General features: G+C 43.0%; 15 protein-coding genes. 1 reads left to right on the top strand and 14 read right to left on the bottom strand.

The genetic code is table 11. From position 1 onward, the window contains the following. Positions 1-9: 9 nt before the first annotated feature. Genes I6H78_RS08675 through miaA form a run of 5 tightly spaced genes read right to left on the bottom strand, consistent with a single transcriptional unit; the run spans position 10 to position 4,206 of the window. Positions 10-501 carry a DUF7832 domain-containing protein gene (locus I6H78_RS08675; RefSeq protein WP_198459430.1) on the bottom strand — a complete coding sequence of 164 codons (492 nt, stop codon included), beginning with the start codon at positions 499-501 and terminating at the stop codon, positions 10-12. Between the two features lie 29 nt (positions 502-530). Continuing rightward, positions 531-1,460: a ribonuclease Z gene (gene rnz / locus I6H78_RS08670; RefSeq protein WP_198459429.1), complete on the bottom strand. Its 930-nt coding sequence runs from the start codon at positions 1,458-1,460 to the stop codon at positions 531-533. 14 nt (positions 1,461-1,474) lie between these two features. After that, positions 1,475-2,098, bottom strand: coding sequence for a cystathionine beta-lyase (locus I6H78_RS08665; protein WP_198459428.1), 624 nt, complete (start codon positions 2,096-2,098; stop codon positions 1,475-1,477). Further along, the gene (gene hflX, locus I6H78_RS08660) at positions 2,091-3,329 is read right to left on the bottom strand and encodes a GTPase HflX (protein WP_198459427.1); all 1,239 of its coding nucleotides are present in this window, start codon (positions 3,327-3,329) and stop codon (positions 2,091-2,093) included. The genes I6H78_RS08665 and hflX overlap by 8 nt, the downstream gene beginning before the upstream one ends. Then, entirely contained in the window at positions 3,322-4,206 is an 885-nt protein-coding gene (gene miaA, locus I6H78_RS08655) for a tRNA (adenosine(37)-N6)-dimethylallyltransferase MiaA (protein ID WP_198459426.1), read from the bottom strand. Before miaA ends, hflX begins: the two co-directional genes overlap by 8 nt. 120 nt (positions 4,207-4,326) lie before the next feature. Here miaA and I6H78_RS08650 point away from each other — a divergent pair, with 120 nt between their 5' ends. Then, on the top strand, positions 4,327-4,497 hold the full coding sequence (locus tag I6H78_RS08650; RefSeq protein WP_001051782.1) for a DUF3042 family protein: 171 nt from the start codon (positions 4,327-4,329) through the stop codon (positions 4,495-4,497). A gap of 42 nt (positions 4,498-4,539) precedes the next feature. Here the strand turns inward: I6H78_RS08650 and I6H78_RS08645 are convergent, their stop codons facing one another. The 9 genes from I6H78_RS08645 to ccdA2 form a co-directional block, all read right to left on the bottom strand. Then, a complete protein-coding gene (locus tag I6H78_RS08645; RefSeq protein WP_061406777.1) occupies positions 4,540-5,379 on the bottom strand; it encodes a thymidylate synthase in 840 nt (279 codons plus the stop codon). Positions 5,380-5,478: 99 nt separating this feature from the next. After that, the gene (locus I6H78_RS08640) at positions 5,479-6,438 is read right to left on the bottom strand and encodes an ROK family glucokinase (RefSeq protein ID WP_061406775.1); all 960 of its coding nucleotides are present in this window, start codon (positions 6,436-6,438) and stop codon (positions 5,479-5,481) included. A 123-nt stretch (positions 6,439-6,561) separates the two neighbouring features. Beyond that, entirely contained in the window at positions 6,562-8,280 is a 1,719-nt protein-coding gene (gene pabB / locus I6H78_RS08635; RefSeq protein ID WP_198459425.1) for an aminodeoxychorismate synthase component I, read from the bottom strand. 264 nt (positions 8,281-8,544) lie between these two features. After that, positions 8,545-9,108 (bottom strand): TIGR01440 family protein, encoded by a 564-nt coding sequence (locus I6H78_RS08630; RefSeq protein WP_198459424.1) that lies wholly within the window; start codon positions 9,106-9,108, stop codon positions 8,545-8,547. 109 nt (positions 9,109-9,217) lie between these two features. Beyond that, positions 9,218-10,909, bottom strand: coding sequence for a cache domain-containing sensor histidine kinase (locus tag I6H78_RS08625; RefSeq protein WP_198459423.1), 1,692 nt, complete (start codon positions 10,907-10,909; stop codon positions 9,218-9,220). Continuing rightward, on the bottom strand, positions 10,906-11,643 hold the full coding sequence (locus tag I6H78_RS08620) for a response regulator transcription factor (protein ID WP_033584528.1): 738 nt from the start codon (positions 11,641-11,643) through the stop codon (positions 10,906-10,908). The genes I6H78_RS08625 and I6H78_RS08620 overlap by 4 nt, the downstream gene beginning before the upstream one ends. A 70-nt stretch (positions 11,644-11,713) precedes the next feature. Continuing rightward, positions 11,714-12,826, bottom strand: a complete 1,113-nt coding sequence (gene msrB, locus I6H78_RS08615; protein WP_198459422.1) for a peptide-methionine (R)-S-oxide reductase MsrB — start codon at positions 12,824-12,826, stop codon at positions 11,714-11,716. Positions 12,827-12,835: 9 nt separating this feature from the next. Further along, entirely contained in the window at positions 12,836-13,399 is a 564-nt protein-coding gene (locus I6H78_RS08610; RefSeq protein ID WP_198459421.1) for a redoxin family protein, read from the bottom strand. 13 nt (positions 13,400-13,412) lie between these two features. Beyond that, positions 13,413-14,123 (bottom strand): thiol-disulfide oxidoreductase-associated membrane protein CcdA2, encoded by a 711-nt coding sequence (gene ccdA2, locus I6H78_RS08605; RefSeq protein ID WP_198459420.1) that lies wholly within the window; start codon positions 14,121-14,123, stop codon positions 13,413-13,415. Between the last annotated feature and the right edge of the window lie 56 nt (positions 14,124-14,179).

Below are 14,179 nucleotides of genomic sequence, written 5' to 3'. Positions count from 1 at the left end.
TTTGGTCAATTAATGAAATCTTTTTCCAGCTAAATAATGAGCATAGGCTTGATCAATGACAGGAGCAAACAGATGATAATCCTCCCAGCTACCTAAAAATTCTAAAGGCAAGTCATACAAGTCATTGACTACAAATTCGGAATAATCATCCATATACTGATGTTCATAATAGTCATTTACAAAAGCCTGGAAATCCTTTTTGATATACATTGTTCCCAGTTTACCATCACACCAGTCTAAAAGATAATCAACACCCAAAATTTGCTCATTTTTTACACTTTGGAATACCGTTTCTTCATCAGGAGACATGATTTCTTTGGCATCATGCTGGATGAGCCAAGTAACGAAAAAACCGATATGATTCGCAGCCCAACGATAAATCTCCCGATAATCTTTTTGAGTTAACTCTTCTTTTTGTAATTGATAGCTCTGCAAGTAGTTGGTTAATGCATTCTCAAAATACCAATCCGCTTTATCCAATAAACGATTTTCAACAGTCATCTTATTTCCCTCTCAACGAACCTGAAAAATTATAACTCAACCTCTTCCAAGTCTTTAACCACATGAACATTTTCAAAGACACTAGCCGCATCTTTCTTGAGCTGGCTGATATCTTTTGAAAGAAAACGAGCACTGATATGATTGAGCAAGAGGCGTTTGGCGCCGGCTTCTACTGCTACTTGTGCTGCTTGCATATTGGTTGAGTGACCGTGATTGCGGGCAATTTTTTCATCTCCCTTACCATAAGTCGACTCGTGGACAAGGACATCTGCATTGACAGCTAAACGCACACTGGCATTAGTTTTTCGGGTGTCACCCAGAATAGTAATAATCTTACCTGGACGTGGAGCTGAGATATAGTCTGCTGCCTTGATTTCAGTGCCGTCTTCTAGAACAACATCCTGACCGTTTTTAATTTTTCCAAAGAGCGGTCCAAATGGCACACCCGCAGCTTTGAGTTTTTCAGCATCCAAAGTACCTTCTAGATCCTTTTGCATGACACGATAACCAACGCAGAAAATAGTGTGATCCAACTCCTCTGCATACACCGTGAATTTATCGGTCTCAAGGATTTCCCCTAGAGAATCTTGGTCAAACTCATGAAAATGAATGCGATAAGGCAGACGAGAACCCGACACACGAATGCTGGTTAAGACAAAGGACTTAATGCCTTGCGGTCCATAAATGTCCAAATCTGTCTGCTCTTCATTGGCCTGAAAGGCACGGCTAGAGAGAAACCCTGGCAAACCAAAGATGTGGTCTCCATGCAGGTGAGTGATAAAGATTTTGCTGACCTTCCGTGGTCGAATCGTGGTTTCCAGAATACGATTTTGCGTTCCTTCTCCACAGTCAAAGAGCCAAACTTCGTTAATCTCGTCCAAGAGTTTCAGAGCGAGACTTGAGACGTTGCGGGCTTTAGAGGGCTGACCAGCCCCTGTTCCTAAAAATTGAATATCCATTCGATACTTTCTAATTAATCAATATATAACATGGCTGTGCGATTTTCCGATCGGAAATAGCGCTTGCCAGTAAAAGCTTTAGACTCTTGAAGCAAATCGTCTTGACTATAACCTTTGAGACGTTTGCGGCCATCTGCTAAACTTTCCAAGTCCGTCAAAGCTGTGAGATTCTCCACACTAACAACTTCCTTATCTCCGGCATCCTTCATGTAAATCTTTCCAGACTCTTCAAAGACGAGTTGATGGGGGAAAATTTGCGCAATCTCAAAAAGTAAGTCATCCGAGATTCCCTCTTCATTTTCAGAGAAAATCCGCCCCAGTCCCTCACTCTCATAGCAAAAGCCAAAGGATTTGCCAGATAAATTAAGACGAATAAAGGGCTTGTTTTCAAAGGTGAAACTTGGCTCAGCATTGTAGAGGTTCAGTTCATGACTGAGTTCTGCAAAATAATCCGTCGCAGCTTCAGGACTCTTTTTCTGGTAGAGTTCTGCAAAGTAGGCATTGACTACACTCGGAGGAGGTGTGATGAGAGCCAGCTGCTCTTGCTCTGTTTTGCCAGCTAGAAGTTGATCTAGATAGACCTTATCCAGACTTGTATAACCTCCATACTTTAGAGCCAAAGTTTTAATATCAGTCATAAAATTCCTCTAACCTCCATTTATTTTTCTCGGAAATAAATCCTGTAATCACTTCACCGTCATCTTGGTAGTCACGATCCTCCAGAATCGCTACACTTTCCAAATCATGAATCTTGTAAGACTTTGAAAAAGGCACGCGCAGGGTAAATCTCTCAAAAATATCCTTGATCTTCTCCAAAAACAATGCTTGCAACTGCTCACGACTATCCTCAGACTTGGCAGAAATGAGGGCATAAGGCGTTTGAGTCGGCGTGAAATCCTCCACCAAATCCGCTTTATTATAAAGAGTCAGGCGAGGAATATCCTCCATATCCAAGTCTTTCATGATAGACAGAACCGTTTTTTCATGTTCCTCGTGATAAGGATTACTGGCATCGATGACATGAACCAGAAGATCCACATGCTTACTTTCTTCCAAAGTAGACTTGAAACTGGACACCAACTCTGTCGGCAAATCTTGGATAAAGCCAACCGTATCAGTCAAGGTAACCTGAAGATTGCCCCCCAGATGGATACTCTTCGTTGTCGCATCCAGAGTCGCAAACAGCTCGTCTGCTTCATACTGGGTCTCACTGGTCAAGGTGTTCATGATGGTTGATTTTCCAGCATTGGTGTAACCAATCAAACCAATCTTAAAGGTGCTTGATTCCAGACGCTTTTCTCTGACTGTCGCCCGATTTTTCTCAACCACCTTGAGCTGGCGCTCGATATCTGTGATTTGATTGCGAACGCTACGACGGTTCAGCTCCAGCTGGCTTTCACCAGGACCACGGGAACCAATTCCCCCTGCCTGACGGCTGAGCATAATCCCTTGACCAACCAAGCGAGGCAAGAGATACTTAAGCTGGGCCAAATGAACTTGGAGCTTGCCTTCATGGCTTCGAGCTCGCATGGCAAAGATATCCAAAATCAACTGCATACGGTCAATAACCTTGATACCCAGAACTTCCTCTAGATTGACATTTTGCCGTGGAGTCAAGCGGTTGTTGACGATGACAGTTGTAATCTCTTCTGCATCCACCATGAACGCAATTTCTTCCAACTTGCCAGAGCCGACAAAGGTCTTGGAATCATATTTTTCACGTTTTTGTCTGTAGCTATCGACTACAACTGCTCCAGCAGTCTTGGCTAGACTGGCCAATTCTTCCATAGAGAGGTCAAAATTGTCCATGCCCTGTAATTCCACACCAATGAGCAGGACACGTTCCTCTTTTTTCTCCGTTTCAATCATTTAAAAACTCCTCTATCTGGCTTAAAATGCGGTCCTTCACGCCAGACTCTCCTATCTGATAAAAGGTCACCTGCATGCGATTACGGAACCAGGTCAACTGACGCTTGGCAAAACGACGGGTTGCCTGTTTGAGACTCTCGCTTGCTTCCTCAAGAGTTTGTTCCCCACGGAAATAAGGAAAGAGTTCTTTGTAGCCAATGCCTTTGGCTGCCTGTACATATGGATAATGCTCAAACAACCACTTGGCTTCATCCAATAATCCAGCCTCAAACATCAGATCTACTCGACGGTTGATACGTTCATAAAGCTGACTGCGTTCATCATCCAAGCAGATAATCAAAGCTTCATAAGGACTTTCCTGATTTTCCAAATCCTGACCAAAATGGGCAATCTCCAAGGCACGCATAGCACGACGACGGTTAAACTGGGGAATTTCAAGATCTGCTTGCTCCACAAGATGGGCTAATTCCTCATCTGAATAAGACTCTAAACTAGCTCGATAGGCTAATATCTCCTTATGAGGTGTTTCCCCACCTAGATGATAGCCTTCCAGCAAGCTCTGGATATAAAGTCCAGTTCCACCAGCGATAATGGCTAGCTTGCCACGGCTTTGAATATCCTCAATAGCCTTCTTAGCTTCTGAAACAAAATCAAAAGCCGAGTAAGACTCGGTCACCTCTCTGACATCAATCAAATGATGAGGAACAGCTGCTTGCTCCTCTGGGCTAGCCTTGGCCGTCCCAATATCCAACCCTCTGTATACTTGCTGACTGTCACCACTGACCACCTCTCCACCAAAGCGCTTAGCCACTTCAATAGCAAGGGCTGTCTTCCCAACAGCAGTCGGTCCAACAATCACAATTATTTTTGTTTTCATCTTTTTTCCTTGAAAAATTTCCATTTTTTCGTTACTATTATTATATCACAAAAAGGTCAGTCAGAAAAATGCTACCACTTAAGGAGCCTGGCTGATCGGGAAGATAAAGGAGGAAGACTCATGGCTAAAGGATTCGCTAAAGGTCTTGTAACAGGTGTCGCAGGAACTGTCGCTGCCGTTGCAGGTGCAGTATATGCAATTAAAAAGAAAGTGATTGAGCCAGAAGAGCAAAAAGCAGCTTTCATCGAAGAAAACCGCAAAAAAGCAGCTCGCCGTCGCGTATCACATTAAGCAACAAAAGAAGTTGAGATTTCTCAACTTCTTTTTATTTTCTTAAATAGCCAAATCAAACTTCAGCTGTGGCTTAACCGGATCATAGTCAACTAACTCAAAATCTTCCGCTTTGATATCAAAGAAGTTAGTCTTGTCTGGTACATTCAAGACCAAACGTGGTTGGCAATTTGACGGATCACGACGGAGTAATTCCTGAGCTTGTTCAAACTGATTATCATAGATATGAAGGTTGTTGATAAAATAGAAAAACTTCCCAACCTTCCAGCCGAAATGCTTGGCAATCATCATCTGCAAGGCTACGTACTGCATAGCGTTAATGTGGTGGGCCACCAGCATATCGTTAGAACGCTGAGTCAAGGTCGCATCCAGATAGATTTCTCCATCAACACGACGGACATCAAACATGGTCTGAAAGGCGCATGGAAGGAGGCCGTCTGTCTCCTCAAATGCTTGGTAATCCCAGAGTGAGATGATATTGCGACGATTCCAAGGATTGGCTTCCAACTGCTTGAGAATCTTATTAATGATATCGTGTTTCTTAACGACTGCCCCATAGCGCTCACCGATGGTTCCCGTATCTCCCACTTCCCAGTCATTCCAGTAGTGAACATTGTACTTGTCATTGAGAACATCTAAGCTATTAGACTGATCTTGGTAAATCCAGAGTACTTCCTTGATGGCGGATTTGATTGCAATGGGACGCAAGGTTGTGATGGGAAATTCCCCCTTAGACAAATCATACTCCGCAAAGGCGCCCGTTATGTACTTGGAATTAGCAACAGTCCCATCCTTGTACTTGGGACGTGCTTGTTCAGAAAAGACACCGTCTTTGAGGATTCGTTCAATATTTTCTTTAAAAATCGTATCTGCTTTTGTCATTTTCTCTCACCTCATTTATTGTCCTAACTAGTATAGCATAAAAAAAGAAAGGAGGAAAATCACTGGCTTTAAAGTAGTGTTTTTCCCCTTTTTATTATCTTATTGCAATACAAGTGATGCTGCTCCGATAACTCCAGCGTCATTTCCTAGAGTTGCAAGAGCCAATTTTGTGGATGTGCGTACTTGAGGGAAGGTATTTTCGTCGTAGACTTTTTGAACACCTTGGAGAAGGAATTCTCCAGCTGCTGACACACCACCACCGATAACGATTGTTGATGGGTTTAGGATTGAGCCGATATTAGCACAAGCGATTCCCAAGTAACGTGAGAAGTTTCGGTAAACGATCAAGGCAAGGTCATCCCCTTCTTTTGCAAGGTCAAAGACAGTTTTAGCAGTTACTTCTTCACCGTCATCAATCAAGCGTTTCAAGGCTGCATCGCCTTCGTATTCATCAGCATAACGACGTGTCAAGTTGACAATCCCTGTTGCAGAAGCAACTGTCTCCAAACAGCCTTTCTTACCACAAGTACAAGCGATTGGTTGGTCAAAGTCAACAGTGATATGACCAAGTTCTCCTGCCGCACCAGCGACACCGTGAAGCAATTTGCCTTCTGCCACGATACCGCCACCAACACCTGTACCAAGTGTCATAAAGACAACGTCTGGTTGGTTTTCACCAGCACCCATCCAGCGCTCACCAAGAGCAGCTACGTTGGCATCATTATCGATGAAGAATGGAATCCCCAAGGCTTTTTCAATCTTTTCTTTAATTGGTTGAAGGGTTTTCCAGTTGAGGTTGTAGGCACCGATAACAGTTCCTTTTTCACGGTCAACCACACCAGGTGATCCCATTCCAATGCCTCGGAAATCCGTAGATGACAATCCAAGCAAGTCCAAACGATGCTGAATAGACTCAATCATATCATCTACAATATGACTTCCCTCATCCAAAATATTAGTCTTGATAGACCATTTTTCTTGGATTTCTCCCTCTTGAGTTAAAATTGCAAACTTGATAGATGTTCCACCAAGGTCAATCCCAATAATCTTTTGACTCATCGTCTTCTCCTTTTTAATTGAAAATGCTTACAGATATAGTATAACAAAATCGTCTGTTTTGTGCAAAGGTTTGCGTGAATTTATTCTCATTTAATCACTTTCTTTATTCCAAAGTTTGCTAACTTAAGATTCAATCCTCAACTCATACAATCCTCTCACTGCGTTACAGCCATAGACAGCTTCTGCTTGGTTCAAGTCTGCCAAAGTCAAGACTTTTTCCTCTACCTGTCCTGTTTTTAGCAAATGCTGACGATAGATTCCTGGCAAAATCCCTAAACTGATAGGAGATGTGTAGAGCTTACCATTAATTTTTAAGACCAGATTTCCAATAGAGGTTTCAAGCAATTCTCCTGCTGCATTATGGTAAATGATTTCCTGTTCCCCTACGCTCAAATGTGGTCTATAAGTTGTTTTAAAGTAAGTAAAGGATTGATTTAAATCTGCTTCTTGCTGATAAAGTTGGGCTTTGCAGAAACTTGGACTGAGGAGTGTTAAGATTTGGCGACTTAGTTTCATCTCTCCAGATTTGCTGAGGGTAACTCGTAAGCGGTAGTCTTGATTAACATCACAAACTTGGCACTCTTTCTCTATCTTTTGTCTCAGGTTTTCTGGATCAAAAGGATAGGCAAAATATCGACTCGCCTTTGTCAGTCTTTCCAGATGTTGATCTTCAAAAAGCAGTTGTTTTTGGCTGATTTTCCCAGTTGTAATCAATTGGAAACGTGCTTGTTTACGATAGAGAACAGCCGCCTTTTGATGCACTTCACGGTATTCAGACTCCCAGGTGCTATCCCAAGTAATCCCGCCTCCAACTCCATAAATGGCTTGGCCCTTGTGAAGTTGAATGGTCCGAATGGCGACATTGAAAATTCGTCGCCCATTTGGAAGCAAGAGACCAATCGTTCCACAGTAAACTCCTCTGGGTTGTGGCTCCAAGTCCTTGATGATTTCCATGGTTGCAATTTTCGGAGCTCCCGTTATTGATCCACAAGGAAAGAGAGAGCGAAAAATGGCAACCAAGTCCACATCCTCTCGCAACTGACTCTTGATGGTCGAAGTCATCTGCCAAACGGTCGAATACTGCTCCACTTGGCACAGACGCTCCACATGCTCACTGCCCACTTCAGAAATACGGTTCATATCATTGCGCAAGAGGTCCACAATCATCATATTTTCAGAACGATTTTTGGGATCCTGCTCCAACCAAGCTGCCTCTTTCAAATCTTCATCGTCAGTCAGACCACGTTTAGTTGTTCCCTTCATTGGCCGAGTCGTTAATTCTCGGTCATTTTGCTCAAAAAAAAGCTCTGGGCTCATGGAAATCACTGCCATCTCATCATGTTCAACATAGGCATTGTAGCCCGCCTCCTGTTCTACCACCATACGATTGTAAATGGCAAAAGGATTAGCACTTAGGTCTTGCTTGAGTTGGACGGTGTAGTTGACCTGATAGGTATCCCCCTGGCGTAAATGATGGTGAATCTGGGCAATCGCCTTTTCATAGTTCTCTGCAGATGTTTCTTCCTGCCACTTTGAAGGCAGATCTACTTCCTCATAAGTCAGAGGAATAGGAGATGTTTCCACCCTATCATGAACTGTAAAATATAACAGATACTCTGCCAGTAAAGGAGCTTTATGAACTGCTAGTTTCTCCTCAAAAGCAGGTGCAGCCTCGTAACTGACGTAGCCCGCCACATAATAGCCTTGTTCTTGGTAGCTTTCCACCTGTGCCAGCAGGTCCGCTACTTCTGATAAGTCTCTCGTTTTTAACTCTTTGATCGGCTGGGTAAAGGTGTATCTCTCCCCCAAAGCCCTAAAATCAATCACTGTTTTTCTATGCATATCTTAAGTATAGCACAAAAAAGTCGACCTAGAACAGCTAAATCCAGCTTTGTTTACTGATTTCTATAACGGAAAATCTTCTCTAAGTTGCTTTTTTCTACTTTTGGCAATTCTCCATCAGATAGCACCCCTTCTTCTTGTAAAAACTGCTCTTATTTGGAGCACTTTACACAAAAATACAACAAAAAAGAACAGAGGAAGTCATGGTATCTATACCGTTGTTTCCTCTGTCTTTTGCTTTTCTTCTGTTACTATCGAATGATTTTATGACTTTCTGATAGAATCTTGTGGATACTGCGCACGCGCACCTCCGATTAGTTTGGGACGACTAGCTAGAGCCGTTACGTGGGCGTGCCCAATCTCTCTCAAAAGAGGGCGAATCGGAACCTGAACATGCTTGACATGCATGCCGATTGCAGTATCTCCGATATCCAATCCAGCATGGGCCTTGATAAATTCAACCTCAACAGGATCCTGCATAAACTTGAAGGCTGCCAACTGACCCGAACCTCCTGCATGAAGTGTAGGAAGGACACTAACAATCTCCAAACCAAACTGCTCTGCCACCTGACGTTCAACAACGAGAGCTCGATTGACATGTTCACAACCTTGAACAGCTAGATGAATTCCTTTATCCTCTAGGATAGCTAGAATGGTTTTCACAATGATTTCCCCAATTTCTTGACTGGATTCCTTGCCAATCTGACCACCTATCACCTCACTAGAAGAAAGGCCCAAAACAAAGATAGCTCCTTGCTTTAAATTGGCCTTTTCTAATACATCTTCTACAATCTGGCTTGTTGCTCTTTGAATGTCTTTTTCCTTCATACTTGATACCTCTTTTGTCATTATCTATCATATCTTTTTTTACTGATTTTATCAAGGCCAACTAATCATTCTGAATTTTAAAAGTAAAACTCCCAGAATGAACTGGGAGTTAACTTGTTTCAATTTTATTGATGTATATTTCAACTATCGTCCCTTTTGAGGGTACAGAATTGATCTTCATCTGGTAATTGTCTCCAAAATGAAGTTTGAGTCGTTGGTCGACATTTTGAAGGCCAACTCCCCCACGTTTGAGCTGACTTTGACTACTATCGCCAGCAGCTTGGAAACCAACACCATCATCCTCAATGCGGATGACAAGCCCTGTATCATTTTTCTGAACAGAGACTTTAATATGGCCCTGACCTTCCTTCTCCTTAATGCCATGGTAAAGAGCATTTTCTACAAGAGGTTGTAACACCAGCTTGGGCAAGACTAGGTTACCAAAAGCAGGATCTTCATCAATCTCATACTCCAGCTTATCACCATAGCGTTGTTTCTGAATAAAGAGATACTGGCGGACATGATTGATTTCATCAGAAAGAGAAATCAAATCCTTTCCTTGATTGAGCGCCAAGCGGAAATAGGTTGCCAAAGACTTGGTCACCTGAACCACTCGCTGACTATCCTGAAATTCAGCCATCCAGATGATAGTATCCAAAGTATTGTAGAGGAAATGGGGGTTAATCTGGCTTGACAAGGCTTGAAGTTCATACTGCCGGGTCGCTTCTTCCTGCCTGCGCACATCTGCCATCAGCTGATCAATCTGATCCAGCATGGCATTGAACTGGCGAGTCACTTCTCTCAGTTCATAGGCACCAGTTTCCTTAGCACGAAAATTTTGTGTACCAGAAGCAATTTCCAGCATGGTTTCTCTTAGGTCCTTCAAAGGGGCAATCCAGCGTTTGAGACTGAACCACACCAAGCAGAGACAGGCAAGAAGAGATAAGGCACTAGCAGCAAGCAAGGTCCACAAGAGCTGACTCCGAACCTGGTCTAACTTCTCCAGCGAAGACACGCCTATAACCGTCCAATCAGTCCCTGCAATCTGTTCCTGACTGACGTAGGATTGATGATCCAGCGTATAGCCCTGTCCTGTCTCAATATAGGGTTTCATGGCCTCCATTTCGCTCGCTGAGCTATAGACAGTACGTTTAGGATGGTAGACAAATTCATGGTTTTCATTGATGATAAAGGCAAAGCCCTGCTGGCCCAACTGAAGTTGGTTGAGATAGGCTTCCAGAGTTTCGTAGGAAATATCTAAACGAAGCACACCAAGATTGGCTCCCTTTGCATCAACAAGTTCCTGAGTGACAGAAATAACCCACTGACTATCTGATTTACGAGCTGGGGTTAAAACTGGCTTAGCTCCCTGATGAATGGCCTTTTGGTACCAATCCTCAGCCATCATATCTGAGGAAGTTTTCATCTGCACACTGTCATCTGTAGAAATGACCTGACCGGATTTGGTGACCAGTACCACCGTTTTCAAGTCCTGGTCTGCCTTTAAGATCGTCAAAAACAGATCTCGGATTCCCTTGGCTTGGACTTGGTTAGGATTCTCACCATAGGCTAAGACATCCTTCTGCTGGGTCAAACTGGTCGAGGTGGTTTCTAATTTTTTGATATAAGACTGAATAAAGTGACTAGTTTGGCTAATGGTCGTTTGGCTATTGCCCTCAATAGTGGCCTCAATGGCTGATGAACTAGATTGATAATAGAAAGTCCCAACCACAGCTAGGAGAATGAGAAAGACCAGAAAGATGGAAATAACCATTCTGACTAGGAGAGAAGAACGCTTCATCGGCCTTCTCCCTTCTTAAACTGACGAGGTGTCACACCTGCAATCTGTTTAAAGCGTTGGGTAAAGTAGTTCATATCTTCAAAACCAACCTTCTCTGCGATCTCATAAATCTTTAAATCTGTGGTCAGAAGCAAGAGCTTGGCTTGTTTGACACGTTCTCTCACCAGGTAATCCTGAAAAGGCAGACCCAACTCTTTCTTAATCAAGGAGCTCAGATAAGTCGGACTAAAGCCCAAGTCACTGGCCAAAGACTTTAAACTAAACTGACTGTCAGCCAGATGAGACTGAATCTTCTGAGCCAGGTTTCCCTCAAACTTATCGGTCAGTAAATCTTGTAACTGCTCTTCTTTTTCTTCCTTGTCTAGTTTTTGCTTGATTTTCCCCAACATTTCCTCAATATCCTGACGCGAAAAGGGTTTGAGCAGGTAATCATCTACACCGAGTTTGACAGCAGACAAGGCATAATCAAAATCATCGTAACCCGTCAAAAATACCAGATGCACCTGGGGATAGGTTTCTCGTACCAGACTGGCCAACTGGATGCCATTTAGCTGAGGCATGTTGATATCGGTTAAAATGATATCTGGCACCTGCTTTTGAATTAAGTCCCAAGCCTGCCTTCCATTTTCAGCCTGACCGATGATTTCCATATCGTAGGCCGCTACATTAACCAGCTTGGTCAATCCTTGTCTTACCAGATACTCATCTTCTACGATTAAGATTGTGTAGGTCATGCTCTGCTCCTTTGTCACTTACTAGTATCAGTATAGCAAAATTCTCCTCTAACTGCTTAGGAAAGCCCTCTTAATCAACATAATCTAGTAAATAAGCATAGCCTTTTTCTGCCATTTGGTCTTTGGGAATAAAGCGGATAGAGAGACTATTGATACAGTAGCGCAAGCCACCCTTGTCCTGAGGCCCATCTGTAAAGACATGGCCAAGGTGAGAATCTCCAACTCGGCTTCTCACTTCCATACGCGTCATATTGTAGGACTTATCTTCCTTGTAGGTAGCAACATCTGGGCTGATTGGTTGGGTGAAACTAGGCCAGCCACAACCAGACTCAAACTTGTCCTTTGATGAAAAGAGGGGTTCGCCAGTTGCCACATCCACATAGATACCAGATTCAAATTTATCCCAGTAACGGTTTGAAAAAGCTCGTTCTGTTTGATTTTTCTGGGTAACTGCATACTCCTCAGGTGACAAGGTCTTTTTCAATTCTTCATCGCTTGGTTTAGGATATTTGCTGGCATCAATGACGGGATAGGCAGCCTGATTGACATTGATATGGCAGTAGCCATTTGGATTTTTCTTTAGGTAGTCTTGGTGATAATCCTCCGCCACCACAAAATTCTTCAAGTTTTCCTTTTCAACTGCCAAAGGTTGGTCGTATTTCTTAGCTACCTCATCAAAGACTTGGTTGATCACCTCCAAATCCTTGTCATCTGTATAATAAACGCCGGTACGATACTGGGTCCCCACATCATTTCCTTGTTTATTTTTGCTGGTTGGATTGATAATGCGGAAGTAATGAAGAAGAATTTCTTTGAGGGAAATTTGATTGGCGTCGTAAGTGACATGAACAGTCTCTGCATGTCCAGTTTGATTGATCAATTCGTACTTGGTTGTTTCCCCTCTACCGTTTGCATAGCCAGAAACGGCATCTGTCACTCCAGGCACGCGTGAGAAGTATTCCTCCACTCCCCAGAAACATCCCCCAGCTAGATAAATTTCGTGCAAGTCTGCGTCTTTACTCACTTCTGTTTTTTTCACTGTTTTTCCTCCTTGGCTAACGGATGCTTTCTCAATTTGCGAGCTATCTGTCTGCCCTGCATTTCGCGTCAATAGAAAATAAAAACCGGTTATGGCTAGGAGAATGACCCCTACCAAGACAAAAAGTTTTACTTTATCATTCATAGCCTTTCTCTACCCCATTTCTTTCAATTCTTTTAAAATCATATCCTTATCCATAAAACCTGGTTGCGTTTTGACCAGCTTGCCTTCCTTGTCTATAAAGGCTTGGGTGGGGTAAGAACGGACACCATAACTTTCCAAGAGTTTACCTGATGGATCAATTAAAACTGGAAAATTTTTATAATCCAATCCCTTGTACCAATTCTTAAAGTCCGCTTCAGCTTGCTCCCCCTTGTGACCAGGAGAGACCACTGTCAAGACCACATAGTCATCACCAGCATCCTTAGCGATTTCATCGGTATCTGGAAGACTGGCTAGACAGATGGAACACCAAGAAGCCCAGAATTTGAGATAGACTTTCTTGCCCTTGTAATCAAACAAACGATAGGTCTTGCCATCTACACCTGTCAGTTCAAAATCAGCGACTTCCTGACCTTTAGTGGCAGTTTGTGAACTAACTTGTTCTGTTTTGGTTTGCTCCTTCATAGTAGACTCGTCTGCCATATTTTTAGCCGAACAGGCTGCCAAGCAACAGATTGAGCCTACTCCAAGGAGACATGTTTGCCATTTTTTCATTTCTTTTTCCTCTCTATTCAAATAATGTAGTCAAAATGGAAGCATTCCCCAAAAGCACCAAAATTCCCATCACGATAATGAGGAAACCACCCACTTTTTTGAGGGTCCCGAGGTAGGGATGGAGTTTTCGGAAATGTTTCAAAACATAGCTGGAGGCAAGAGCTAGAACCAAAAATGGTAGCGCCAAACCTAGCGTATAGACCAACATGAGACCGGCTCCCTGCCAAGCTCCTGAACCACCTGAAGCCGCCAAGGCTAAAACAGAGCCCAGAACCGGCCCTACACACGGCGTCCAAGCAAAACTAAAGGTTAACCCCAGTAAAAATGCCTGACTATAGTCCTGACCCTTTTGCCCTTGTCTCTTTAATTGTAGCCTTCTTTCCTTGTAGAGTCCCTGCAAATGTAAAACATCCATCTGGTGCAAGCCCAAGAGAATGATAATCGCACCCGTCACATACTGAAACCAAGAAGCATACAGCAAATTGCCTAAAAAACCAGCTCCATAACCCAGTAAGATAAAAACAAAGGAAATCCCCGCTATAAAGGCCATAGTTCGCAATAAACTAACAACTGAGATTGAAAATTTTCCGCTAGAAACCTGAGCACCATCTTTGTCATCAAGTAAGACCCCCGCATAGACAGGTAACAAGGGTAAAATACAAGGAGAAAAGAAGGAAAGAATTCCAGTAAGAAAAACACTGATAAAAAAGATTACATTGTCCATTGCCTTCCTCCGTTCTTTGATTTGATAGGACTATTATAACCCCAAAACTTCAGAAA

This window comes from Streptococcus oralis (genome assembly GCF_016127915.1).
In the GTDB taxonomy this organism is placed as follows: Bacteria; Bacillota; Bacilli; order Lactobacillales; family Streptococcaceae; genus Streptococcus; species Streptococcus oralis_BO.
Note: the sequence above shows the minus strand (reverse complement) of the source record. Positions and strands in the feature narration are given on the sequence as shown.

What these genes read in the sequence shown, in the direction of transcription:
- I6H78_RS08665 (WP_198459428.1), bottom strand. Translation starts at nt 2,098, where the DNA reads ATGACTGATATTAAAACTTTGGCTCTAAAGTATGGAGGTTATACAAGT.
- I6H78_RS08630 (WP_198459424.1), bottom strand. Translation starts at nt 9,108, where the DNA reads ATGAAGGAAAAAGACATTCAAAGAGCAACAAGCCAGATTGTAGAAGAT.
- I6H78_RS08610 (WP_198459421.1), bottom strand. Translation starts at nt 13,399, where the DNA reads ATGAAAAAATGGCAAACATGTCTCCTTGGAGTAGGCTCAATCTGTTGC.
- I6H78_RS08625 (WP_198459423.1), bottom strand. Translation starts at nt 10,909, where the DNA reads ATGAAGCGTTCTTCTCTCCTAGTCAGAATGGTTATTTCCATCTTTCTG.
- ccdA2 (WP_198459420.1), bottom strand. Translation starts at nt 14,123, where the DNA reads ATGGACAATGTAATCTTTTTTATCAGTGTTTTTCTTACTGGAATTCTT.
- I6H78_RS08620 (WP_033584528.1), bottom strand. Translation starts at nt 11,643, where the DNA reads ATGACCTACACAATCTTAATCGTAGAAGATGAGTATCTGGTAAGACAA.
- miaA (WP_198459426.1), bottom strand. Translation starts at nt 4,206, where the DNA reads ATGAAAACAAAAATAATTGTGATTGTTGGACCGACTGCTGTTGGGAAG.
- rnz (WP_198459429.1), bottom strand. Translation starts at nt 1,460, where the DNA reads ATGGATATTCAATTTTTAGGAACAGGGGCTGGTCAGCCCTCTAAAGCC.
- pabB (WP_198459425.1), bottom strand. Translation starts at nt 8,280, where the DNA reads ATGCATAGAAAAACAGTGATTGATTTTAGGGCTTTGGGGGAGAGATAC.
- msrB (WP_198459422.1), bottom strand. Translation starts at nt 12,826, where the DNA reads ATGAATGATAAAGTAAAACTTTTTGTCTTGGTAGGGGTCATTCTCCTA.
- I6H78_RS08675 (WP_198459430.1), bottom strand. Translation starts at nt 501, where the DNA reads ATGACTGTTGAAAATCGTTTATTGGATAAAGCGGATTGGTATTTTGAG.
- I6H78_RS08645 (WP_061406777.1), bottom strand. Translation starts at nt 5,379, where the DNA reads ATGACAAAAGCAGATACGATTTTTAAAGAAAATATTGAACGAATCCTC.
- hflX (WP_198459427.1), bottom strand. Translation starts at nt 3,329, where the DNA reads ATGATTGAAACGGAGAAAAAAGAGGAACGTGTCCTGCTCATTGGTGTG.
- I6H78_RS08640 (WP_061406775.1), bottom strand. Translation starts at nt 6,438, where the DNA reads ATGAGTCAAAAGATTATTGGGATTGACCTTGGTGGAACATCTATCAAG.
- I6H78_RS08650 (WP_001051782.1), top strand. Translation starts at nt 4,327, where the DNA reads ATGGCTAAAGGATTCGCTAAAGGTCTTGTAACAGGTGTCGCAGGAACT.